Genomic DNA, 22741 nt, shown 5'->3' on the forward strand with positions numbered 1-22741 from the left:
CTCTATATGGCTTTGAATGGCTAATTGCTAGTTCCGAATTCTATCCAAATAAGATATCCTAACCAAATAACTTACTCTAACTGCTATGAAAAGTCTACTCACCTCGCTGATCGTCGCTCCACTATTTACTCTACTGAGTTCAGCCATTGCTTTAGCTGAAGTCCGCACTCAAGTGATTGAATACCAACAGGGTGATACTATACTCCAAGGCTTTCTGGCTTACGATGACGAGATTCAGGGAAAGCGCCCTGGTGTGATGGTGGTTCACGCTTGGAAAGGGTTGGGAGATTACGAGAAGCAACGGGCAAAACAACTTGCTGAATTGGGTTATGTGGCATTTGCGGCTGATATTTATGGTAAAGGAATTCGACCCAAAACTAACGAAGCCGCCAGAGAACAAGCGACGATTTATCGATCCAATCGCCAATTAATGCGCGATCGCGCTCAGGCTGGATTACAAGTGTTGCAACAATATCCGTTGACGGATGGGAATCAAGTTGCCGCGATCGGCTATTGTTTTGGGGGCGGTACAGTATTAGAATTAGCCCGCAGTGGTGCGCCAGTGGCTGGGGTTGTTAGTTTCCATGGCAATTTGGATACACCCAATCCCGCAGATGCTCAAGCGATTAAAGGTAGAGTTCTGGTGTTGCATGGTGCAGCCGATCCTTTAGTTCCTGATCAGCAAGTTGATGCGTTTAAACGGGAAATGAACTATGCCAATGTAGACTGGCAAATGGTTATGTATGGTAATGCTGTTCACAGCTTTAGTGATCCGAATGCGGGGAATGATCCTTCAACGGGAGTGGCTTACAATGAGAAGGCAGATAAGCGCTCTTGGGCGGCAATGAATCGGTTTTTTGCTGAATTATTTCGCTAGATTTGTCTTATGTCCTTTGTCCTTTGAACGGCTGGATATGATATCGCTGATCAAGATAACCTGACTGGATGAGAACATCCGCGATCGGTGCGTTTGTAGTAAGCGCTTTAGCGTTTATATTAATCTGGTTGAAACTCGCTCGTTGCTGGTAACGTCAATGCTTCTGGAAACCATTGGCGTTGATCAAAGGATTGGTACTTTACACTATGCGTCGCATTTTTGGCATCCTACCTCTGGTATTTTTACTGCAAAGTCTTCCCGTTGTTGCCCAAGAGTCAACAACCCTTGACCCCGTTGAACAGGTTATCGCGGCGGGATGGATGACTCGCGATCGCGATGGGGATTTTCAGGGACAAAGAATCCTCAATCGGGCTGAGTTGGCATCGATTTTAGTCAAAACCTTTGACTTAGAAAAACGAGTCGCCCAACCCGACGAACCTATTGCTGTTCTCGATGTACCTACCTCTCACTGGGCATATCGCGATATTCAATTAGTCTTGCAAAATAATGTTATGACGGGTTACCGTCAGGGACGATTTTTTCCCAATCAACGGGTTACTCGTGCCGAAGCTTTCTCTATCTTAGCTCAAGCCTATGGCGTGTTTCAGTTTCCAGAGGATACGGTGGCTGAACTGCTTTCGCGCTATCCCGATGCTGAGAAAATCCCAACTTGGGCAAGAAAGTCAATGGCAACGGCTTTGTATGAGGGGTTTGTTAATATCGATCCCCTGACTAATTCTATTGATCCTCTCGCCCCTATGACTCGTGGAGATATGGCTTATGCGTTGAGTCAATATCTGGAACGACAGGAAACCACTGCGCCGATTCCTTGGACGATTGAGGAACCTGCGCCTATGTAACAAAATGTCGCGGAAACACCTTTTGACCCAATGATTTGAGTATAGGGCGATCCGAGCCGATTGAACAGAGTCCAGTTGTTCATTTTGGCAAGCGGATCGCCCTCCATTCCTCTATGATGGGAAAGATCCGGTTTGGTTGCAGGAATACCCTGAACAATAAACCATGAACAATGTACAATCTTTGTTATTGCTCAGCTATTTTTGAACCTAATTTAGGAGAAAGAGTTATCCCATGGATTCTCAACCCTCTAATGATAATATACACACTCATTTAGTTTCAGCCGTGGTTGAGGCTACACTCAACCAAAATCAACCCCGTCTTAATAAACTCCTGAAAACCGCGCTCTATGACATTCCTAGCGAACAACCGGAATCATTGCGAGCGGAAGTTGCCAGAAACTTCTTGATTCAAGTCGCTCAACGGTTAGAGGAATCCCTAGGGGCAAAGCATCATATCCTGGCTTGGTTTATGGTATATGTCGGCTTGGGAAAAATACTACCAGAGGCAATTCAAGCGACGCAAATGGTTCTCGATGAGGGATTAAAACCGTTTGCCGATTTCTTTGTGGATCGTCAAGGGATTCATTTCTATAATCATGGTGATCAGGCGGACAATATTAATAAAATTCCGCCTCGCCTCTCTGAGTTTACCCAGATGACGGTGCGGATTTCTCAGGACGAAGTGCAGCAGGTTATGGGGAAATTCAGTTTATCGGAAGAGAAAGCCCGACAAGTGGTCTTAAATTTGAAGATTTTGGAGCAAAAAATGAATGTACAGTTTCAACAATTATTGATGGTTTTAGATTCTAATCAAGCTTTGCTAAATCAGGTGATGACATTGGATTTAAGTAAACCCGATAATCCCAATAGTTTTGGTATGTAACAATGAGGCAGGAGGCATAATAGTGTAAGGTTTCGGATATCTGCTAAATACTGAATCAGGGCTTTAGTCATGGGATGGAAGAGACTTGGATGCGCTACCTTCGTCAGTATTTTTGTTGGCGTCTCAGTTCCGTTGCGATTAAATTCAACTGGATTATTCTCCAAAACGCCTCTGTTGGCGTTCTCAATTAATGCCCGTAAAGCCGAGGCGGAGCGATGGTTGAACCAAGGAATTGAACAGTTGCGCCAGCAGGAATGGGATGCGGCGATACAGTCGAGTCAGCAAGCATTGACCCTCTATCAGGATACTCGCGATCGCGTGGGTATAGCCAAGTCTTTAAATTATCTGGGATGGGGGTTATATCAGAACGGTAAATATCAAGCCGCCGAGCAAAGATTGCGCCTAGGAATTCAGAGTTTGGCATCGGTATCACCGAATCAGAAAAGCCAGGATACCCAATCCCAACGCTTAGAAACACAGGCAGCAATTTATCAGCTATTGCAAAAAGTATTAATTGCTCAGGGTAAAATTAATGAAGCACTTTTAGTGTCTGAGCAGAGTCGGGTGAGGGGGTTGAGCGAATTAGTAAATAGGGGTGATCCTAACGGGTCAACAATTACGGCTGTTATGGCAGAACCAACCATTGAGCAGATTCAACAAATTGCCCAAGAGCGAAACGCCACTCTGATCGAATACTCGATTATTGATAATCCCTTGGCTGAGGCGAATCAACCCGAAGAACTCTTTATTTGGGTGATTGAACCAACCGGAAAAATCACCTTTCGCCAGAGCAATCTTACTCAACTTTGGCAGAAGCAAAAGACGACGCTGACAGAGTATGTAAGCAACATTCGTCAATCCCTCGCCGCTTCCCAGTGGGGTGTTGGTTTCTCTCGGCGTAAGATTCCCCCGTTTAGGCAATTGTATCAGGTTTTAATTGAACCGATCGCGGATAAATTGCCCACTGATCCTAACGCTCATGTTATCTTCATTCCCCAACAATCTCTGTTGATGATTCCCTTCTCTCCTCTACAAGATGAGTCGGGTAATTATTTGCTGGAAAAACACACCATTTTAACGGCTCCAGCGATAATGGTATTGGATATTACCCGGCAAACTCGGGTGAATCGTCCCGACTCTGTGCAACAATGGTTAGTCGTGGGAAATCCTCACCCCATGCCTGGAGAGTTCTCGCCATTACCTGCCGCTGAACAAGAAGCCCAGGCGATTGCATCGTTGGTGAATACCCAAGCGATTACCGGAGAGGTAGCCACGAAAGCCGAGATTGTGCCGCAGATGCCCGCGTCACGAGTGATTCATCTCGCCACTCATGGTATCTTTGATGAACAGCAAGGATGGGAGAGTGCGATCGCGTTAGCACCAACGCAGACGGATAATGGCTGGCTAACGGCAAGAGAAATCCTGGATTTAAACCTGAATGCGGAGTTAGTGGTTCTCAGCGCTTGTAATACGGGGCGAGGGAGTATTAGTGGTGATGGGGTGGCTAGTTTATCGAGTGCTTTAATTGCATCAGGGGCGTCTAGTGTGATTGTTTCTTTGTGGTCAATTCCTGACTCACCCACCGCCTTTTTAATGCAGGAATTTTATGCCAATTTACAGCAAAATTCTGACAAAGCCCAAGCCTTACGAAAAGCCATGTTAACCACAATGGAAAACCATCCCGATCTCCGGGATTGGGCAGCATTTACGTTAATTGGTGAAAGTGAAAGCCAATCGCCCACAGACTAGAAGTCTGGGGCTATACAAACTTGCGTCCGCAAGGCAAGGACTCAATTCAGCCTGCGGAGGCAGGCTTTGTTTGTGTAGCAGCGATTTCAATCGCTAAAATCATGAGAAAATGACTGTTTAAGCTGAAATTGAAGGGACTATCACATCTGCGATCGCAGAAGGTGTGGATGGGGGTTGGGGTGTTTTTAGCTTAATTTTCATTGCCGTCTTGCGAGAGGGTTTTGAAACCGTGGTATTTATCGTTGCTAAGTTTCAACAGGGACTGGTGCCAGCTTTAGGAGCAGTGGGTGGCATAGTTGGAGCTGTGGTCATTGGTTTTCTCCTATTCAAGTGGGGCGTCAAGATTAACATCCGTCAGTTTTTCCAGGTTATGGGCGTTTTGTTACTCCTGATTGTTGCGGGTTTAGTTGTGGGGGCTTTAGCCCATTTTGACCAAGCTGCTGCTGCCTTGGCACAGATAAACCCTCAGTCACAAGCCTTGTGCTTCTACTATGACCACTTTGCTGAAGACCATTCCTGTCTTCTCGGACCAAGGGTTTGGAATACCAGTGGTATCTTACCTGACAATAAGTTTCCGGGTTTGGTGCTTAAGGCTTTATTTGGCTATCGAGCCAAAATCTACTTAGTGCAAGCGGTGAGCTACCTGGTATTTTTATTTGCGATCGGCAGTATTTATCGCGTGAGCGATGGTGAAGACTCCCGCGCTCTACAGCCGGGAGATGAAACCGAGCAAAGCGTCTAGCTAGTGGCCTTAGCCACGAGTCCTAGCAAACGTCCTGACGGTAGTTAGTTAATAGTTTATACTAGGATTAGGAGGTGATGCAAGTTGTTCAATCTGACCTACGAATTCAAGCTAAAACCAAATAAAAACGAGGTAGCCATTTTTGAAGATTGGCTAGAGCAGAATCGCCGTGTGTATAATTACGCATTAGCAGAAAGAAAGGATTGGTTCAAGTCGCGTAGTTGTCAGATCAACGCTTGCTCACTCCGATCTGAATACATCATTTCGGCTGATGCCCCTAGACCTACTTACAACAGGCAAGCCGTAGCCCTAACCGCCTACCGAAAAACCCGTAAAAATCTAAAACGGGTACACTCACAAGTGCTACAACAAACGCTCAAGCGTTTAGAAAAAGCGTTTGTCAGTATGTGGGAAGGTGGTCACGGTTTCCCACGGTTCAAGAAAGCTGGCAGAATGCGGTCTTTCGTGTTTCCTCAACTGGGGAAAGAACCCATTCAAGGGACTGCGGTTAAACTACCCATGATTGGGTTGGTCAAGTTTAACCAATCGCGTCCAATCCCGGATGGGGCAACCATCAAGCAAGTCCGTGTAGTCAAACGGGCATCAGGTTGGTACGTCATGCTAACCCTGCAATGGGATCTAGATGTACCTCAGCCAATGCCTCATGGTGAAGCCATAGGAATAGATGTAGGAATCAGCCACTTTGCAGCCGTTTCAAACGGTAAATTATTCCCCAATCCTAAGCCTTTTCGGAAACTCGAACGCAAGCTTAAATTGCTGCAACAGAGGGTATCTAAAAAACGCAAGGGGAGTAATAACCTCCAAAAAGCTCAAGCTAAAGTTAGCCGACTGCATGAACGAATCGCCAACATCAGAAAAAACTACCACTGGGAGCTAGCGCATAATCTCTGTGACTGGGCGGGTATGATATTCGTTGAGGATCTCAACCTATAGGAAGCCCTCGGTATAATCTTTGATTTATAGCACTACGCACTAAGGTTAGGACATATCAAGAAAAATTCAAATCCCTTGACCCTGAGCGAAGTCGAAGGGTCAATCCCTTGTCAGGTAAGCTTTTGTCTTCACTATTGCCTATTCCCTGGCGCGTAGCGCTATACCGAGGGAGGATGTCACTCAATGATTTCCTCATATTTGTCGGTTCTCTGGCAGTTCCCTCCCCTTGATAATGGGGAGGGTGAGGGTGGGGTCAGATCAAGGTTATTGCTTTCTTTTTTAGCTTAAGTTGACACCAATGACGGAGCGTGCGCCCCTACGTTAACGCTTCACCAACTTCTTCGTCACCTTCCGCAACCGCACCGACTGCGGCGTGATTTCCACCAATTCTTCCGGTCCGATATATTCCAACGCCCGTTCCAAACTCATCTCGGCTGGCGCTTGCAACTGCACCAATTCATCCCCGGTGGCGGAACGATGGTTGGTTAACTGCTTAGTCTTACAAACATTCAAATCCAAATCTTGAGGGCGGTTATGTTCGCCAACAATCATCCCCTTATATACCCGTGTCCCCGGTGTAATAAAGAATACCCCTCGGTCTTCGCCATTTTTCAACGAATAGAAAGTCGCCACCCCTTCCTCAAAGGCAATAATCACCCCATTGCGGCGGGTTTCCACATCACCGGAAAGCGGACGATAATCCAAGAAACTGTGATTCATAATCCCATCCCCCCGCGTCAGGCGCATGAACTCACCCCGGAAGCCAATTAAACCCCGTGCGGGAACCACAAATTCCAATTGGGTGCGACCATTGGCACTCACTAGCATATTCTGCATTTCGCCCTTGCGCTGTCCCAGGCGTTCAATACAGCCACCCACAGCGTCTTCGGGAATGTCTAGCGCCAAGACTTCGTAAGGTTCGCAGGGTTGACCTTTCACTTCCCGATAAATCACTTGCGGCTGAGATACCTGAAACTCATACCCCTCGCGGCGCATGGTTTCAATCAGGATACCCAGGTGTAATTCCCCCCGCCCAGAGACTAAGAATTTATCCGGAGAATCGGTTTCATCGACACGCAGAGCCACATTCGTCTCTAATTCTCGCATCAAGCGATCGCGTAATTGCCGCGAAGTGACGTAATCCCCTTCCTGACCCGCAAACGGCGAATCGTTCACCGAGAACGTCATCTGCAATGTCGGTTCATCAACCTTAATTAACGGTAAGGCTTGAGGTTCATTGGGACAGGTAATCGTCTCGCCGATATTGGCATTCGCAAACCCCGCCACGGCGACAATATTTCCGGCGGAGGCTTCGTCTAAATCAACGCGCTGGAGTCCTTCAAACCCCATGAGTTTACTAATTTTAGTCTTGACAATTTCCCCAGTTTCGGTTACTAAAGCCGCTTGCTGACCTGCTTTAATTACGCCGTTATGGATTCTGCCAATCACAATTCGACCCAGATAATCTGAATAATCCAGCGTCGTGACTTGCAATTGCAGGGGTTTACTCACATCACCCACAGGCGGCGGCACATGGCGCAGGATGGATTCAAATAAGGGTTGCATATCCACACCTTCGCTATCTAAATCCTCTTTGGCGTAGCCTTGTAACCCTGACGCAAACAGATAGGGAAACTCACACTGATCATCATCCGCCCCCAATTCAATAAACAAATCCAGGACTTTATCCACAGCACCGTAGGGATCAGCTTGAGGACGGTCAATTTTATTCACCACCACAATCGGGCGCAGTCCTTTTTCCAAGGCTTTCTTGAGGACGAACCGGGTTTGTGGCATGGGTCCTTCATTGGCATCCACAATTAGGATACAACCATCCACCATCCCCAATACCCGTTCCACTTCCCCGCCAAAATCGGCGTGACCGGGAGTATCGACGATATTGATTAAGATATCTTTATAGTGAACCGCTGTATTTTTAGACAGAATCGTAATTCCCCGCTCTCGCTCCAAATCATTGGAGTCCATAACGCAATCAGGAACCTCTTCCCCTTCACGGAAGATACCGGATTGTTTCAGCAGGGCGTCAACCAAGGTGGTTTTGCCGTGATCGACGTGGGCAATAATGGCAACGTTGCGAATCGGAAGAGTCATAAAGGCGTTAGGGAGTGAGATAAGAGAGGTCGATCTTACTATAGATTTCTTAATAATTGTAGCTTACACAAAGGGGGAGCGGGGGGAAGATGAGGGAGATGGAGGAGATGGGGAAGATGGGGGAGATGAGGGAGAATGCAGCAAGCCCTAATCTAGTCTAGTCCGCGCAGGCGGACGCAAGTTTGTGTAGCAGCGACTTCTAGTCGCCAGGGCAAAAAGGGGGTTTCTTACTGTTAAACCGGGCGCACGTCAGTCTAAACCGGGCGCACGTCTGTGCGCCCCTACGGTTGGCGGGCGTCAGGTTAATCCATCTGGTTTAGGTGGGCTACGCCACTACAATTTGGCTGATTGAGAATCGTGCAACCGATGAGATATATCCGGCTTTGTTTCAGAAGTTGAATGATTCTCTCTCCTTTATATAAATGCTTCGCAGCCATTCTAGAGTTGCGCCCGACAGTCCAAATTGAATTTGGTTCACCAATTCCCCCCATTGATACAGTTCTGATAGAGACAGGGATTGCTGAAACTTCTGTTGGTAAAATGTTGCCCAAAAGTCCGGCGCTTTGTACTTATGCTTGCGCCAGCGCCTGCGCCAACAGAGGGTATCTTTCAGCGTGGGCGAGTCTACACCTAAAATTGGCGGGATATCGGCATAACTGACAAACGTGCTGACTCCCTTGCCAACAACATGAATCACATATCGCCAGCAGTCAATGCGATAAATGTCGTCAGGATGGAGATTGAGTAGAAGCGCAATGGCTTCTGGGGTAACAAATCGTTGTAAGGGATGAGTGGCTCTTGATTTTACCTGAAGTGTTGATAACATAGGAGATGCACCCCAAATCATGGGGTTGTAGATTTATGACATAGCGATCGCAATCTGGCTACATACCTAATGGTGCGATCGCTTTTAATTTGCTTAATGTAGGCGAAATTTAAACTTTATGTCAAGAGGCGAACGAGTTCGGTTGCGGATTAGGGAACTAGCGGCTAGGGAAAACTGGACGTTGCTGGATGTCGCTGAACGGTCTGGAGTCCCCTATAGTACCATCAAAACCTACGCGCGATCGCCAGGAATGACGATGGTGGATATTGGGGCGCTGCTGAAGTTAGCACGGACATTTGATGTATTGATAGAGGATTTGTTTGAGATTGTGAAAGAGTAAGTCATTCGTCATTTGTCATTTGTCATTCGTCATTTGTCATACTCGTTCCCGAAAAGAAGCAAGCTACGTCTTATGTCCTATGTAAGGATTTAAGGAATATTTATGAATTAGCCCCACGCCCGGAAACCGTAGGGGCGCACAGACGTGCGCCCTGACACTGACGTGCTAGCGCGAGTTCGGCTGATAGTCTGGTGGTAAACCCGGATTAAACATCACCACAAATTGGGCATTTGGCATCAGACGGCGGAGTATGCACAGATGACCATCCGCATCGGAACGGCTACGATACTGTGCTACAGTGACTCCTTGCATTTTGGGTAGCAGGCGAACCAGCACCCAAGGATAAAGGCGTTCTCTGTAAGGCATAATAAATGTGTCTCCATCTGAAATTGGAGCCAGAGCCAGTGCTAAAAGGTTGGTAGCCGGGATGCACTGGCTTTCTGACTGTTTGAAACTATGCCTTCATATTAAATGGAAAACTTAACCAAGTCAACTAAGCTAAGTTATCTAGGTATCAGGTAGTAATGGCTAATTTGGGAGAAAAGCTGAAACAACGACGAGAATCGTTGAATTTAACACAACGGCAACTGGCTCATGAATTAGATGTAACGATAACAACGGTGCAAAACTGGGAAGCTGGCAGGCACATTCCTAAGCTATATCCTGCACAAATGAAAAGGTTGTGTGATTTGTTAAACCTCACCTTAGAAGAGTTAGCCGAGTAGCATATTTAGTTGAGTTGTGGGCAAATTATAGTTAAGTCAATTTAACCATGAGGATTTTGGAATAAAACAGTAATGACGAGTGTGGGGGAAAAGCTTAAACGCCAACGTGAATCACTGCATCTGACGCAGCAGCAAGTCGCTGATCAATTGGGTGTGACGGTAACTACTGTGAAAAATTGGGAAGCTGGCAGACATATACCAAAGCTTTACCCCATCCAGACGAAAGCATTGTGTGATTTGCTCGATTTAACCTTAGACGAGTTGGCAGAGTATAGTTAAGGCAATCAGGAGGCAATGAGTTCAGGGAAGAAGCTGATGCAGCTAAGAAAACGGTTGGGACTAACTCAGAAACGGGTAGCGGATGCGGTAGGCGTCACGGATCAAACTGTCAGCAACTGGGAAGCTGGCAGATTTGAACCTCGACTCACGATTCGTCAGACACAGGCTTTATGTAGCATCTTGCAATGTCCTTTAGAGGAACTTCCTAGTTTTAATGATGCCCAAGAGTCAGACAGCAAACGTGGGTGACTGATTGGGAAAGGGATGTCGGTAAAGGCAAGACGCGATCGCTTAAAAATGGCTAATTTGGGAGAAAAGCTGAAACAACGACGAGAATCGTTGAATTTGACGCAACGGCAACTGGCTCATGAATTAGATGTAACGATAACAACGGTGCAAAACTGGGAAGCTGGCAGGCATATTCCCAAGCTATACCCAGCACAAATGAAAATATTATGTGATTTGCTAAACCTCACCTTGGAAGAGTTAGCCGAGTGGCATATTTAGTTGAGTTGGATGATTAGGCGGTGCGTTACGCTGCGCTAACACACCCTACAGATAGAACAGATAAAGGCGGTGCGTCAGTCTTAAGGATAAAAGTCCAAGTCCGCTTTATGAAGCTTTCATGAAGAGGACTTCATTACTGTGCCAAAACGAGGTTATAAATTTAGCTTATTGAATGAAGTGATTGATGTAAACAACTGTCACGATTACTTAATAACTGGAGCAATATCTCAATAAAGCATTACTTATTTTAGTAAAAGTTGATCGTAATCTCAGATAAGCTGAGAGAGTCTTTGATAGAGGAAATCCCTTGACAGAGCTGATTTTACAGTCATTATAAGTATACTTTTGTTGTAATGGATTATTAATATTAGTTATCATTAACCTTTAAATGAGCAATTACTTCCATGATTTTTTCTAAAAATTAACTCTGTAAAAACTTGATGAAGATGTCAATTTACTATTTTATTTCTCCAGAGTCAAGAGTAAGATTACTTATAGTCAAGGCTGTGACTTCAACAAAAAACAGTCAATAGTTGTTTCCTATGAAAGGTATCCCTATTATGAACACGAAAAAAATTGCCACTCTGCTGGGTACAGTTACAGCAACCGTTTGCTTAATTTCTGCCATGGGACAAGCCGCTAATGCTAGTACCTTTTACAACGACTGGCATTATGCGATCGACCCGCCTAGTGATGGGAATCTAAGTGATAGTTATCCACAAAACAGCATTTATGAGTTGTACGGTATAGCTATCAAGCACGATGCTGAAGCTGATAAAGTTTATGTAGCGATTAACAGCGATTTTCCTATAGAAGGTGATCGCGATGATCCTGAAGGACAATTTAGCCGTTATGAATGGGGAGATTTCTTTTTCAATTTTTCCGATCTAAGTAGTCTTGATAACGCACAGGGTAGCTTGTTGGCTGTTCGCTTTGGAGAATATGCTGAAAGCATTGATGGAACAGAAAACAGTGGAGTGGGAGTTTATAGTAACGTTACGGCTAAAACCTCCTATCAAACTCTCTTTGACTCCTTAGAATACTACAACATTGCTGTTTATGGCAACGGCTCTATGGCTGATTTAGCTATCAATGATCCTTACTGGTTTGACGCACAAGGAAACGATCCAATCCTAAATGTGATTGATAGCGGACAGTACATACCTAGGAGTGAGAGTGGTTTCGAGTCTCTTAATGCCACAGAGTTGACAAATATTGGACTTGACTTCGGTGGTGTCTTGACAGAAACGGGTCGTGAAACCTTTGGATTTAGTTTTAACAAAGATTTGTTGCCTAGTGAGCGCTATATTGCCCATGTCTTTGAAACTTGCGGCAATGATGGCGCAGCTATTGCCGTACCTGAACCATCTACAATGGTAGGACTTTTTGGACTCGGCTTAACTGTCCTCGGTAGTCAGATCAGCAAGCGGCGCAAGGGAAATGGCGTTTCGTAGTAAATCTTCCAGAAAAAGGAAAAAATCCCCTTGAGTCGAGATAAAAACGGGTTAGGCTGGAGAATCAGAAGTCTACCGTGAGAAAAAATAACGCACACCTAGCTAGTCACTTAATTAAATTCTGTACAAAATTTAATCAGCGGAGATTTCAGTATTAAATGTCTAACCGTCAAACCCCCTTTCTTGACTAGGAAGGGGGTTATTAATTATCTACTAAACTACTCGCTTTTAATTCAGATATGCCAAAATCGATGATATGTATCATCAATTTTGAGCAATGACTTGGTCTTCTGGACAGAAGTTGCATGGCAACAATTATATTCTGGAAAAAGAATTAAAACGCGGACAATTTAGCGTTACCTATCTGGCGAGCGATCGCAAGAAAAATCAATGGGTGGTCAAAACCCTGAGCGATCAGCTAATCCACGACTTCAACCAACCGGAAGTCGATCAAATTCAGGAAACCTTTTTGTGCGAAGCGGTAAAGCTAGTAAAATGCCGACATCCTCATCTGGTGCAAGTTATAGAACCATTGGTCGAAGGACATCAGGTTGGCATTGTCATGGAGTATCTGGATGGTGTCGATTTAGCCAGCCACGCCCAAAAGGGTTTGCCGGAATCAGAAGCGCTGCTTTATATTCAACAAATTGGCGAAGCGCTGAAAGTGATTCACGAGGCGGGGTTAATCCATCGAGATGTCAAACCCAGTAATATTCGATTACGCACCGATAAACAAGAAGCCGTGTTAATTGATTTTGGGTTAGCGCGAGGATGTGAGGATGCGTCAACCACGGTTGATACTCATACAGCCGATGGGTTTGATGCCCTAGAGCTTTATAATGTAGACACTCCCCTAGGAGCTTATACGGATGTTTATTCATTAGCGGCAACGCTATACTTTTTAGTCACGGGAGAAATTCCGCCCAAGGCAATGGATCGCTGTTTGTCGAAAGCGCGATTAATTCCACCCAAACAGATTAACGAACAAATTAGCGATCGCACGAATGAAGTGATTCTGATTGGGATGGCGCTCCAGGTTGATGAACGCCCCCAAACCATACAGGAATGGCTGGATTTACTGGGATTACAGCGTCAAATTCCTGGATCAAAACGCCAGAAGTCACCCATGATTTTAATCGGCGCAATCATCGCCGTCGTTGGTGTGTTAGGTTTAATTGCGGCTTGGTTCTTGTTCAAACCTACAGCCATCCCTCAAGAACCCACACCCGTGCAAACGCCAGTCTCGTTAATTTATACGCCTGTCAGTAGCGTTTCCCCAATCACCTTTTGGTCAAACGGTTAACGGACACCCTCCGTCTTCGTCAGGGAGGATACCAAGTTCGCTTAAGTAACCCCCTTTATCCCTTGGGTACTTTTTCTGTGGAACCTTCTGCCCTCTGCCTGATTATATTTTTTTAACCAGGGTTTATTTTTTTTAAGAAAACTGGACATTAGCACCATAACTGTCAAACTAAATAATATCTCTACGTTGGAGGAGATTTGGCAGTGGAGTATGAAATTCGCTACAAGCCCGCCTTTGCCGCTATTTTCCTGACACTCAATCCCGGTGACAGAATCACGGCAGAAGCAGGTGCGATGACCAGTATGGATGGTAGACTCACCGTGAAGACGGAGTTTTCGGGTGGCTTTATCCCAGGCTTACTGAAAAAGTTCTTTGGCGGAGAATCATTATTTGTTAATACATTTCATAATAAAACGCAACAACCCTTAACTTTAGTTCTCACCCAGTCCACCATTGGCGACATTGTTGGTGTGGACTTGCGCGGACGTTCTCTTTGCTTTCAACCCGGTGCTTATATTTGCCATACCTCTGGCGTCAAACTGGGGGTGCGGTGGGCGGGTGTGAAGAGTTGGTTTTCTGGAGAAGGGTTGTTCAAACTTCAAGTGAAGGGTCAAGGAAAGGTATTTTTTGGTGCTTATGGTGGATTGACGAAAAAGCAAGTTAACGGTGACTTTGTTGTCGATACGGGTCATTTAGTCGCCTATGAACCAACCATTCAGATGAATGTTGGTTTAGCAGGCGGTTTATTGGGTTCAATGACTTCTGGCGAAGGCTTCATTAATCGACTCACGGGGACAGGAGAAATTTATCTCCAGTCTCGCAGTATTAGTGGTTTAGTCAGCTACTTACAACCCAAATTGCGTTAATATAATACTCCAAATTTTTTGATAATGAATATTGAACTATTGCATCAACCCGATAGTGCGATCGCGCGTGTTGTTCTGGACGCGAATGAAGAGTTAGTGGCGCAAGCTGGCTGTATGATTGCCATGAATGGTTCCATTAATGCCAGTACCACGTTGCGCCAGGGAAAGGGTGGTGGGATTTTGGGTGGACTCAAACGCATGGTGGCGGGGGAATCACTATTTTTAAGTGTATTCCGTTCACCAATTGCGGGGGGTGAAGTCTTTCTCGCGCCTAAACTCATGGGTGATCTTCTCGTCTATGAGATGAAGGGTCAAGAGTTAGTGGTTCAGGCGACATCCTATTTAGCGAGTGAGTCCGGGGTTGATATTGATCTCGGCTTTCAAGGGTTGAAATCTCTGTTTTCGGGTGAATCCATTTTTTGGTTGAGTCTTAGCGGTTATGGGGTTGTCTTGTTAACCTCATTTGGCGGAATTTATAAAATACCTGTCCATGGGGAATATGTTGTGGACACGGGTCATATTGTCGCCTTTGAAAAAAGTCTGAATTTTGATATTACCAAAGCCGGATCGAGTTGGCTAAGTGCCTTTTTAGGCGGAGAAGGACTGGTTTGTCGATTTAAAGGACAAGGAAATGTCTATTGCCAAACTCACAATCCGGGTGCGTTTGGTTCTCAGGTTGGTTCTCAACTCCCGCCGCGATGAGTTGGTTTAGATTGAGTTTCGTCCCTTCACAGCAAGTGGATTTAAATGGTGGGAAACATAAATAAAGGATAAATCATCATGAGTCAGCAAATTTCTTATAAAATAGAGCATTCACCGTCTTATGCTTCTTTGGTTATTAACTTAAAAACCAATGAAACAGTTGTAGTTGAATCCGGCGCTATGGCAGCTATGGATACCTGTATTAAAATGAAGTCCAGGGCTAAGGGAGGTTTGATGAAAGGACTGGGGCGAATGGTGAGTGGTGAGTCCTTTTTTATCAGTGAGTTTACCGCTGAAGGCAAATCAGGACAATTGTATGTTTCGCCTGGAGTCCCTGGAGATATTTGCCATTATTATTTGCAAGGGAATGGCTTAATGATTCAATCCTCTGGATTTGTCGCCGCCAGTCCTACGGTAGAGATAGATACCAAATTTCAAGGGTTTAAAGGCTTCTTTAGTGGCGAGTCCTTGTTTTTAATTCGGGCAACTGGCGTCGGGGATATTTGGTTTAGTTCCTATGGGGCAATTGTAGAAATTCCTGTGGCTGGGGATTATGTGGTTGATACCAGTTACATCGTGGCATTTGAAGATACGTTGAATTATAACGTAGAAATGTTGGGCGGTTTATCGTTTCGCGGATTAAGAACGGGGATTTTGGGCGGTGAAGGATTAGTTTGTCGGTTCAATGGAGAAGGGCGGTTATGGGTGCAGTCGCGAGAACTGTATAGTTTAATTAATTTCCTCAATCCCTTCCGCCCGACGAAGAGTAATAATTAGTTAGTTAAATACTAATAAAAAATCAAGTCGTGTCAAATAAATCTGAACAGAAATGACCACTCAAATTACCCTAACCTTGTCAGATGATATATACCAGAAAGCCGAATACTTTGCCCAATTGACAAACCGTAATGTAGCTGATGTCTTGGCGCAAGTGATTGCCCTCTCTTTTTCTCCGCTTACGCCTAATACTGTATCGACTGAGAGTCAAGAAAGGGTGTCAGTGGCTACGCTTTCTAATCAGGAGGTTATCGCTTTAACTGAATTACAGATGGAACCTGAACAAGACCAACGTTTAAGTGAACTACTCTATAATCAACAGGCGGGAACGCTGACTGATGCTGAACGTTCTCAACTGTGGGTTTTGATGCAAGTTTATCAAGAGAAACTATTACTTAAAGCTCAGGCATTGCGCGAGGCAGTTCAGCGAGGCTTGCGAGAACCTTTAAATGCATGAACACAGGCAGGATATCGGAAGCACTGCGGGACAAAATTCGCACCCAAGCTGGCAACCAATGCGGTTACTGTCGTAGTTTACAGAAATATGTTCTGGGAGTTTTGGAAATTGAACATATTATTCCTAAGGCAAAAGGAGGTACAGATGAGGAAGAGAATTTATGGTTAGCTTGTCGTCTATGTAATAGTTATAAGGGGATACAAACCGATGCAGAAGACCCAGTAACGGGTAAACGAGTGAAGTTATTTAATCCCAGACAGCAAAAATGGTCAAGACATTTTGCTTGGAGCGAGGATGGTACTCAAATTCTGGGACGTACTGCCTGCGGTAGAGCCACGGTTATTGCTCTCCAATTGAACAATATTGTATCAGTCACAGTTAGACAACAATGGGTGATGGCAGGTTGGCATCCTCCTACAGAAAACTGATCGTTTTTCTCCCAGGTATAATGTTGTATAATTAGGATTAATATCTTAACCTTAAATTGAATCAAGTCACTCATTGATTTGAGCGAGGAGCAAACGTTGATTAAAAATGTCCATGTCTAATGCTCCAACGAATCGCAATCCCCCACCGAGTAATCGCCAACTCCTAATTTTATTGGGGCTATTTATCGGTTTTATTGTGGCTGTTCTCTGGCTGTTGAATCTGCTGGTGAATGGTTTAATTGGGATGATTCCGCCAAGTGTGGAACAAAAATTGGGGGCGGTAATTGTGCCAGTTTATGAGAAACAAGCTAAACCGTCCCCAACTCAAGATACTCTGAACCACTTATTAGATCGTTTGGAGCGAGAACTTCCTCCTGAACAACAAAAAGCACGGGATTATCAGGTGCTGTATTTGCCCGAGTCTACGGTGAATGCGATCGCGTTACCGGGAGATGCTATTGTTATTTATCAGGGTTTACTGGAACAAGCCGAGTCTGAGAATGAATTGATGATGGTATTAGCCCATGAATTGGGTCATTTTGCTCACCGGGATCACCTGCGGGGTTTGGGGCGAGTGTTGCTGGTACGGGTAGCCTTAGCTTATTTCTTCGGAGATGCAGGAGCCTTACAATCAGCGGCTTCGGGGGCGGTGGAAGCCATTGCGCGATCGCAGTATTCTCAGTCTCAAGAAAAGGAAGCGGATGCGTTTGGTTTAATGTTATTAGATGACACTTATGGTCATGTCGCCGGGGCTACGGACTTTTTTGAACGAATGAGTGAGAAACCCGGAGGCAATTTTGCCTTCCTGTCAACCCATCCCGCACCCAAAAAACGGGTGGAAGAGTTGGAACGTTTGATTGAAAAGCGGGGGTATGAAATCGGGAGGCGATCGCCTTTACCAAAAACTTTGAAATGAACAATAAGCATCTGCCAAGAACTCAAGTTCTTGGCTAAAAGCTTAAGTCCATTAAAATGGACTAATATCAATTATGTCATGTATAAAATGATTATCCTAGTCAGCTTTAGCTGAGTTGAGCTTTTAGCCGTGGGTTTAAACCCACGGCTCGTCTTATACTGAGACTCTTAGAGCAACATATCGGGAAAAATTAGGCAAGATAAAAAGAGTAGCCGCTAACAGCAAGACTCTATGAAACCACTAACCGGTCCGCGCACACCCCGATATCTGAGAATTTTCCGGATCATCAAGCTGATTTTTCGCCCCTTGGACTACCTAGAGGATTATGCTCAACGGTATGGAGATATGATCAAAATTGGCGGGGATAACGCTCCTCCCTTTATCTATGTCAGCAATCCCCAGGCGATTAAACAGATTTTTACGGCTGATCCATCAGTTTTTGAATCGGGTCGAGGAAATGGGGTATTACGCTATTTACTAGGGGATAACTCCCTAATTTTACTGGATGGAGAACCCCATCAGCGCCAACGCCGCCTGCTGATGCCTCCCTTTCATGGCGATCGCTTGCGAGAATATGGTCAGCTTATTTGCGATATTACGGACAGGGTAACGGCAGAATGGACAGTGGGTCAACCGTTGATTATCCGTACCTATACCCAAGAGATTACGCTGCGGGTGATTTTACAAGCCGTGTTTGGCTTGGATCACGGAGAACGTTACACCCAACTGAAACGCCTGCTGAGTACCCTGTTGGCATCCTTTGACTCTCCCCTGAGTTCCACTCTGCTGTTTTTCCCTTGGCTGCGACAGGATTGGGGTGCATGGAGTCCATGGGGGTATTTTTTAGCGTTAAAGCAGCAGGTCAAACAATTAATTTTTGATGAAATTCGCGAACGTCGAGAGCAAGGGGATTGGTCACGAACTGATATTTTAACCTTACTTCTATCGGCGCGAGATGAAGCAGGTGAGCCGATGACGGATGAGGAATTACATGATCAGTTAATGACACTGCTAATTGCGGGTCATGAAACCACAGCGTCTGCATTGGTTTGGGCATTGTATTGGATTCATTATCTACCAGACGTGCGTCAAAAGCTGCTTGAGGAATTAGAAACATTGGATGCCGAGAGCGATCCCATGGCAATGTCTCGGCTTCCCTATCTGACAGCCGTCTGTCAAGAAACCCTGAGAATTTATCCCATTGCTCCCAGTACTTTCCCTCGGATTCTTAAGTCACCCATGGAAATTATGGGGTATCACTTTGAAGCAGGTACAGCGTTTATGCCTTCTATTTATTTAGTTCATCATCGGGACGATATCTATCCAGAACCCAAGCAGTTTAAACCGGAACGTTTTCTAGAACGGCAATATTCCCCTTACGAATATCTGCCCTTTGGTGGCGGGAACCGTCGCTGTATTGGTTCAGCATTGGCACTGTTGGAAATGAAGCTGGTGCTGGCGACTGTTTTGTCAAAGTTTGAACTGGAATTAACCGATAACCGTCCAGTGAAGCCGATGCGTCGCGGTTTAACGATCGCGCCTCCTGGCAACCTGCGAATGGTTCCTAAGCAGCGTCGGCAACAGAAAGCCCCAGCGATGGTTTAGATCCTGCGATAAAACGCATTCCACGACTTGAGTTGGATCACGCCAGTTGACCCCAAACAACCTCATCGGATCTAGGGCTAAGGTTCCCTTACTACGAACGAACATAAGGTAAGATTTGATGAGAGTTTAAGGGTCTTGCTGTGTCCTCTGAAATGCAAAGTGCGATCGCATCGCCTAAACGATCGCTGATTCGGTTTATTCTGTTGGTTATTGTTGGCTTGGCTTTGGCGTTAGGGCTGGCGAATTGTGATACTCAGTCTCCCCAAACTAGCGAGAGTCCCGCGATTCCGGCTGATACGTTGGTTTATGGTTCGGGTGGACAACCCGTGAACCTGGAACCGGGAAATATTACGGATGGCAATTCGATTGTTGTGCAGCATCAAATCTACAATACGCTGCTGAGTATTAAACCGGGAACCACGGAGTTAGAACCGGGATTGGCGACGGAGTGGACAGTATCTGAGGATGGGAAGACGTGGACATTTAAGCTACGCGATGATGTTAAATTTCATGATGGTAGCGATTTTAATGCCGAAGCGGTAAGGTTTAATGTAGAACGTTGGTGGAATCCAGACAGTGAGTTTGGTTATCGGGATGCGGGGAAAAATTACGAGATTTGGGCAAATTTGTTTGGCGGGTATAAGGGAAGTCCGGACTCAATTTTGCAAGATATTGTGGTTGTGGATGATAATACGATTGAGTTTATCCTCCAGCAACCCTTTGCCGCATTTCCGGCGGCGATAGCTTCAGGTTATTTTGGGATTGCCAGTCCCGATGCGATTAAACAAGCGGGGGCGGATTATGGCACGCCTGCATCCTTGGCAGTGGGGACGGGACCGTTTATCTTTAAAGAATGGCGGACAGGCGATCGCATTGTTCTGGAACAGAATCCGAACTATTGGAAACCGGATTTACCGAAGTCTGATCAGGTGGTGATTCGCTTCATTACTGATCCCTCGGCAAGGTTGGCACAATTACGGGCGGGTACGATTGATTTTACTGTGGATTTAGCCCCGGATCAACTCCCAGAAATCGAAAATGATGCCAATTTAGACGCCGTATTTCGTCCCTCGTTTAACGTCGGCTATTTAGCGCTAAATCCCAGCTATGAACCCCTGTCTCAGGTAGAAGTCCGTCGTGCGATCGCGCAAGCTATTAACTCCTCAGAAATTGTCCCCGCCTTCTGGGGAGAATTGGGTCAACATGATAACCATTTTACCCCACCGTCTCTCTCGGAGTATCAGTCTGAGCAAATTATCAACTATTCCTACAATCCTCAACAAGCCCAACAACTGATTGCTGATGCAGGGTATCCCAATGGCTTTGACCTAGATTTGTGGTATATGCCCGTCAGTCGTCCCTATTTTCCCACACCCAAACCCATCGCGGAAGCGATAGCCGCCGAATTAAGTGCAATTGGGATTAACGTCAACTTACAAACTAAAGATTGGGCAGCCTATTTAGAGGATCGGCGAAAATCACCAGGATTTCAAGCATTTATGTTGGGATGGACAGGGGATTATGGAGATCCCGATAACTTTTACTATGCCCATTTTGGTACCGGCGCAACCGAAGATTTAGGCGGCTGGAAAAATGAGCAAATTCTCCAGCTTTTAGAACAAGGAAGGGCGACAACGGATCAAGCCGAACGGACTCAAATTTATGCCCAAGTGGATGAAATTGTAGCCCAAGAAGCCATCCGATTACCCATCGTTCACTCCCAACCCTTATTGGCAAAACGCAAAACCATTACCGGGTGGACACCCAGTCCCTTAGGTTCAGAACCCTTTGAAACAATAAGCAAAGGTTTGTAGTTGCGCTTGTAGTTGCGCTTGTAGTTGCGCTTTAGCGCCATTAAAAGTAGAGCGTTGACCACAAACCCTTAATTAACTCAATCCCTATTAATCTTGTAGATTGACTTGAACGAAAGGATAAAAAGATGATTTGAGGAAATTATTTATTTGTCTGTGTCAATCTGTGTCCCTCACCATTCAGGCTTCTGTCTGCATCATTCCTTTTGTGCAATTTGTGTTTTTGTCAATACTTAGTCATGATTTTTATCGAAACTTAAAAAAAATACATGCATCCAAGGAGACATTGGCAGTGAGACAAGAATCGAAAATTATACAAAGTTCCACGAAGATTCAAGGAGTTTAGCTGGGTCAAAATTAGTTTTGCCCACAAAATATCCACCATAGATAGTATACCTGAAAACCACACAAGCCTCTCACAATCGCCGTAACCCCTGAAACTTCGTAGCTTTTTCCCAGAAAGAGGTAAAAAACGAGTAATTATGACGTTTTGTTGAGACGAGACTCTGATTGGAAAATTTAAACTGTTCTGGGAGTAAAAATAGTTTAAATTATCATAACTTGACAAATTGAGGCGAAACGACATTGAGTCAAGCTGAGGAAATGTCAGTAGCAAAGGAGAAAGAAAGAACCAAGTGGTATCTAGTGAATAGTGGTTATCAAAAGAAGTGCGATCGCGCAGGTATAATTGGCTCTGATTAGTTTAAAGTCCAACCTCCAAGAAGCACTCGAAAAGCTAGAGGGGGTAACTGAAAATAATAGTATTCGCGTGGTGGCAGTCTCTGTACAGGAATGGCAGTTTACAATGGAAGAACGGATCACTAGGGTGGAATATTTAATTAAAAGACAACAAGAGTTACTTGAACTCCTGTGAATCCTCTGAGTATAAGGCAAAAGCAATGGTTAGTCGATACAGTATCGTCCAATACGTTCCCAATCCGATTGCTGATGAGCGGATCAATATTGGTGTGCTTGCCTTTGATGATAATCGGGTATGTGTTCGATTTTTAAGCAATTGGGAACGGGTAAAACGCTTTGGAATGGAAGATATTCATTTCCTCAAAGATTTCGCGAGTCGCATGGAGGATGCGGCTGCTGATGGATTATTGTTTCCGGGAGATTCGCCGAATGAGACTCCAAAACAGGAACGTTTAATCCGAGTCGTTCAGAATTGGTTTACAGCGGTTTTCAAGTTGATAGACTACAGTAGCAGCAGTGAATAAAACAACTCCGTATGGTCAAAGTAAGCTTTGGGCTATCTGAAATCAAGCTTACCCCATTGAGTTTAAAATAGCTTAGGAGCGAGAAAAAATCTCATCGGGGCAAGTTGTTAAGGCGATGATTCTGAATGGTTTAGGGTTTGTGTCTAAGCCCTTATACTTATTTAGTAATTTTTTTGAAGATAAAGACATTAAAAAACTATTAGAGAACTCAGTTAACCGTGATTATTTAAATGATGACCAACTCGGTCGAGTGATGGATAAACTCTATAAATATGGATTGACTCAACTCTTTCTAGAAATAGCAATCGCTTTAACGAAGACATTTAAGATAGAAGTAAAATTTAA

At 45.0% G+C, this 22741-nt stretch carries 24 protein-coding genes and 3 pseudogenes; 24 read left to right on the forward strand and 3 right to left on the reverse strand.

Going from position 1 to position 22741, the window contains the following annotated elements:
• The first annotated feature begins 85 nt into the window (after window positions 1-85).
• The 6 genes and pseudogenes from RID53_RS03445 to RID53_RS03470 form a co-directional block, all read left to right on the forward strand.
• Window positions 86-877, forward strand: coding sequence for a dienelactone hydrolase family protein (locus RID53_RS03445; RefSeq protein ID WP_446386785.1), 792 nt, complete (start codon window positions 86-88; stop codon window positions 875-877).
• Between the two features lie 206 nt (window positions 878-1083).
• Window positions 1084-1737: an S-layer homology domain-containing protein gene (locus RID53_RS03450; protein WP_446386804.1), complete on the forward strand. Its 654-nt coding sequence runs from the start codon at window positions 1084-1086 to the stop codon at window positions 1735-1737.
• A 232-nt stretch (window positions 1738-1969) separates the two neighbouring features.
• Complete coding sequence (locus RID53_RS03455; protein ID WP_446386786.1) at window positions 1970-2620, forward strand: hypothetical protein; 651 nt, start codon at window positions 1970-1972, stop codon at window positions 2618-2620.
• Between the two features lie 69 nt (window positions 2621-2689).
• On the forward strand, window positions 2690-4369 hold the full coding sequence (locus RID53_RS03460; RefSeq protein ID WP_446386787.1) for a CHAT domain-containing protein: 1680 nt from the start codon (window positions 2690-2692) through the stop codon (window positions 4367-4369).
• Window positions 4370-4490: 121 nt separating this feature from the next.
• Window positions 4491-5111: pseudogene (locus RID53_RS03465) on the forward strand (FTR1 family iron permease); the annotation flags it as partial.
• Window positions 5112-5195: 84 nt separating this feature from the next.
• Window positions 5196-6062, forward strand: a pseudogene (locus tag RID53_RS03470) (RNA-guided endonuclease InsQ/TnpB family protein); the annotation flags it as partial.
• A 324-nt stretch (window positions 6063-6386) separates the two neighbouring features.
• Here RID53_RS03470 and typA read toward each other — a convergent pair.
• On the reverse strand, window positions 6387-8177 hold the full coding sequence (gene typA / locus RID53_RS03475; RefSeq protein WP_446386788.1) for a translational GTPase TypA: 1791 nt from the start codon (window positions 8175-8177) through the stop codon (window positions 6387-6389).
• A gap of 388 nt (window positions 8178-8565) precedes the next feature.
• On the reverse strand, window positions 8566-9003 hold the full coding sequence (locus tag RID53_RS03480; RefSeq protein WP_446386789.1) for a hypothetical protein: 438 nt from the start codon (window positions 9001-9003) through the stop codon (window positions 8566-8568).
• A gap of 118 nt (window positions 9004-9121) precedes the next feature.
• Between RID53_RS03480 and RID53_RS03485 the strand changes: the two genes are divergently transcribed.
• A complete protein-coding gene (locus tag RID53_RS03485; RefSeq protein ID WP_044210723.1) occupies window positions 9122-9343 on the forward strand; it encodes a helix-turn-helix domain-containing protein in 222 nt (73 codons plus the stop codon).
• 165 nt (window positions 9344-9508) lie between these two features.
• Here RID53_RS03485 and RID53_RS03490 read toward each other — a convergent pair whose 3' ends face one another.
• Window positions 9509-9709 (reverse strand): hypothetical protein, encoded by a 201-nt coding sequence (locus tag RID53_RS03490; protein WP_446386790.1) that lies wholly within the window; start codon window positions 9707-9709, stop codon window positions 9509-9511.
• Between the two features lie 158 nt (window positions 9710-9867).
• On the opposite strand from RID53_RS03490, the gene RID53_RS03495 reads away from it, so the two are divergent.
• The 17 genes and pseudogenes from RID53_RS03495 to RID53_RS03575 form a co-directional block, all read left to right on the forward strand.
• Window positions 9868-10068 carry a helix-turn-helix transcriptional regulator gene (locus RID53_RS03495; RefSeq protein ID WP_446386791.1) on the forward strand — a complete coding sequence of 67 codons (201 nt, stop codon included), beginning with the start codon at window positions 9868-9870 and terminating at the stop codon, window positions 10066-10068.
• Between the two features lie 72 nt (window positions 10069-10140).
• Entirely contained in the window at window positions 10141-10347 is a 207-nt protein-coding gene (locus tag RID53_RS03500) for a helix-turn-helix transcriptional regulator (protein ID WP_006105643.1), read from the forward strand.
• 36 nt (window positions 10348-10383) lie between these two features.
• Complete coding sequence (locus RID53_RS03505; protein ID WP_446386792.1) at window positions 10384-10596, forward strand: helix-turn-helix transcriptional regulator; 213 nt, start codon at window positions 10384-10386, stop codon at window positions 10594-10596.
• Window positions 10597-10644: 48 nt separating this feature from the next.
• A complete protein-coding gene (locus tag RID53_RS03510) occupies window positions 10645-10854 on the forward strand; it encodes a helix-turn-helix transcriptional regulator (RefSeq protein ID WP_446386805.1) in 210 nt (69 codons plus the stop codon).
• Between the two features lie 560 nt (window positions 10855-11414).
• The gene (locus RID53_RS03515) at window positions 11415-12308 is read left to right on the forward strand and encodes a PEP-CTERM sorting domain-containing protein (RefSeq protein WP_446386793.1); all 894 of its coding nucleotides are present in this window, start codon (window positions 11415-11417) and stop codon (window positions 12306-12308) included.
• Window positions 12309-12585: 277 nt separating this feature from the next.
• Window positions 12586-13611: a serine/threonine protein kinase gene (locus RID53_RS03520; protein WP_446386794.1), complete on the forward strand. Its 1026-nt coding sequence runs from the start codon at window positions 12586-12588 to the stop codon at window positions 13609-13611.
• 203 nt (window positions 13612-13814) lie between these two features.
• Window positions 13815-14477 (forward strand): TIGR00266 family protein, encoded by a 663-nt coding sequence (locus tag RID53_RS03525; RefSeq protein WP_446386795.1) that lies wholly within the window; start codon window positions 13815-13817, stop codon window positions 14475-14477.
• A 24-nt stretch (window positions 14478-14501) separates the two neighbouring features.
• Window positions 14502-15179 carry a TIGR00266 family protein gene (locus tag RID53_RS03530; protein WP_446386796.1) on the forward strand — a complete coding sequence of 226 codons (678 nt, stop codon included), beginning with the start codon at window positions 14502-14504 and terminating at the stop codon, window positions 15177-15179.
• Between the two features lie 78 nt (window positions 15180-15257).
• Window positions 15258-15956, forward strand: a complete 699-nt coding sequence (locus RID53_RS03535) for a TIGR00266 family protein (protein WP_446386797.1) — start codon at window positions 15258-15260, stop codon at window positions 15954-15956.
• 52 nt (window positions 15957-16008) lie between these two features.
• The gene (locus tag RID53_RS03540) at window positions 16009-16413 is read left to right on the forward strand and encodes a hypothetical protein (RefSeq protein ID WP_446386798.1); all 405 of its coding nucleotides are present in this window, start codon (window positions 16009-16011) and stop codon (window positions 16411-16413) included.
• Window positions 16410-16841, forward strand: coding sequence for an HNH endonuclease (locus tag RID53_RS03545; RefSeq protein WP_446386799.1), 432 nt, complete (start codon window positions 16410-16412; stop codon window positions 16839-16841). Before RID53_RS03540 ends, RID53_RS03545 begins: the two co-directional genes overlap by 4 nt.
• A 112-nt stretch (window positions 16842-16953) precedes the next feature.
• Entirely contained in the window at window positions 16954-17757 is an 804-nt protein-coding gene (locus RID53_RS03550) for a M48 family metallopeptidase (RefSeq protein ID WP_446386800.1), read from the forward strand.
• A gap of 231 nt (window positions 17758-17988) precedes the next feature.
• The gene (locus tag RID53_RS03555; protein ID WP_446386801.1) at window positions 17989-19362 is read left to right on the forward strand and encodes a cytochrome P450; all 1374 of its coding nucleotides are present in this window, start codon (window positions 17989-17991) and stop codon (window positions 19360-19362) included.
• A gap of 152 nt (window positions 19363-19514) precedes the next feature.
• A complete protein-coding gene (locus RID53_RS03560; RefSeq protein ID WP_446386806.1) occupies window positions 19515-21176 on the forward strand; it encodes an ABC transporter substrate-binding protein in 1662 nt (553 codons plus the stop codon).
• Between the two features lie 685 nt (window positions 21177-21861).
• Window positions 21862-22047, forward strand: a complete 186-nt coding sequence (locus RID53_RS03565) for a hypothetical protein (RefSeq protein WP_446386802.1) — start codon at window positions 21862-21864, stop codon at window positions 22045-22047.
• A 25-nt stretch (window positions 22048-22072) separates the two neighbouring features.
• Complete coding sequence (locus RID53_RS03570) at window positions 22073-22396, forward strand: DUF3037 domain-containing protein (protein WP_446386803.1); 324 nt, start codon at window positions 22073-22075, stop codon at window positions 22394-22396.
• 79 nt (window positions 22397-22475) lie between these two features.
• Window positions 22476-22741 (forward strand): annotated as a pseudogene (locus RID53_RS03575) (DUF4277 domain-containing protein); the annotation flags it as partial.

Source organism: Coleofasciculus sp. B1-GNL1-01 (assembly GCF_040220235.1).
In the GTDB taxonomy this organism is placed as follows: Bacteria; Cyanobacteriota; Cyanobacteriia; order Cyanobacteriales; family Coleofasciculaceae; genus Coleofasciculus.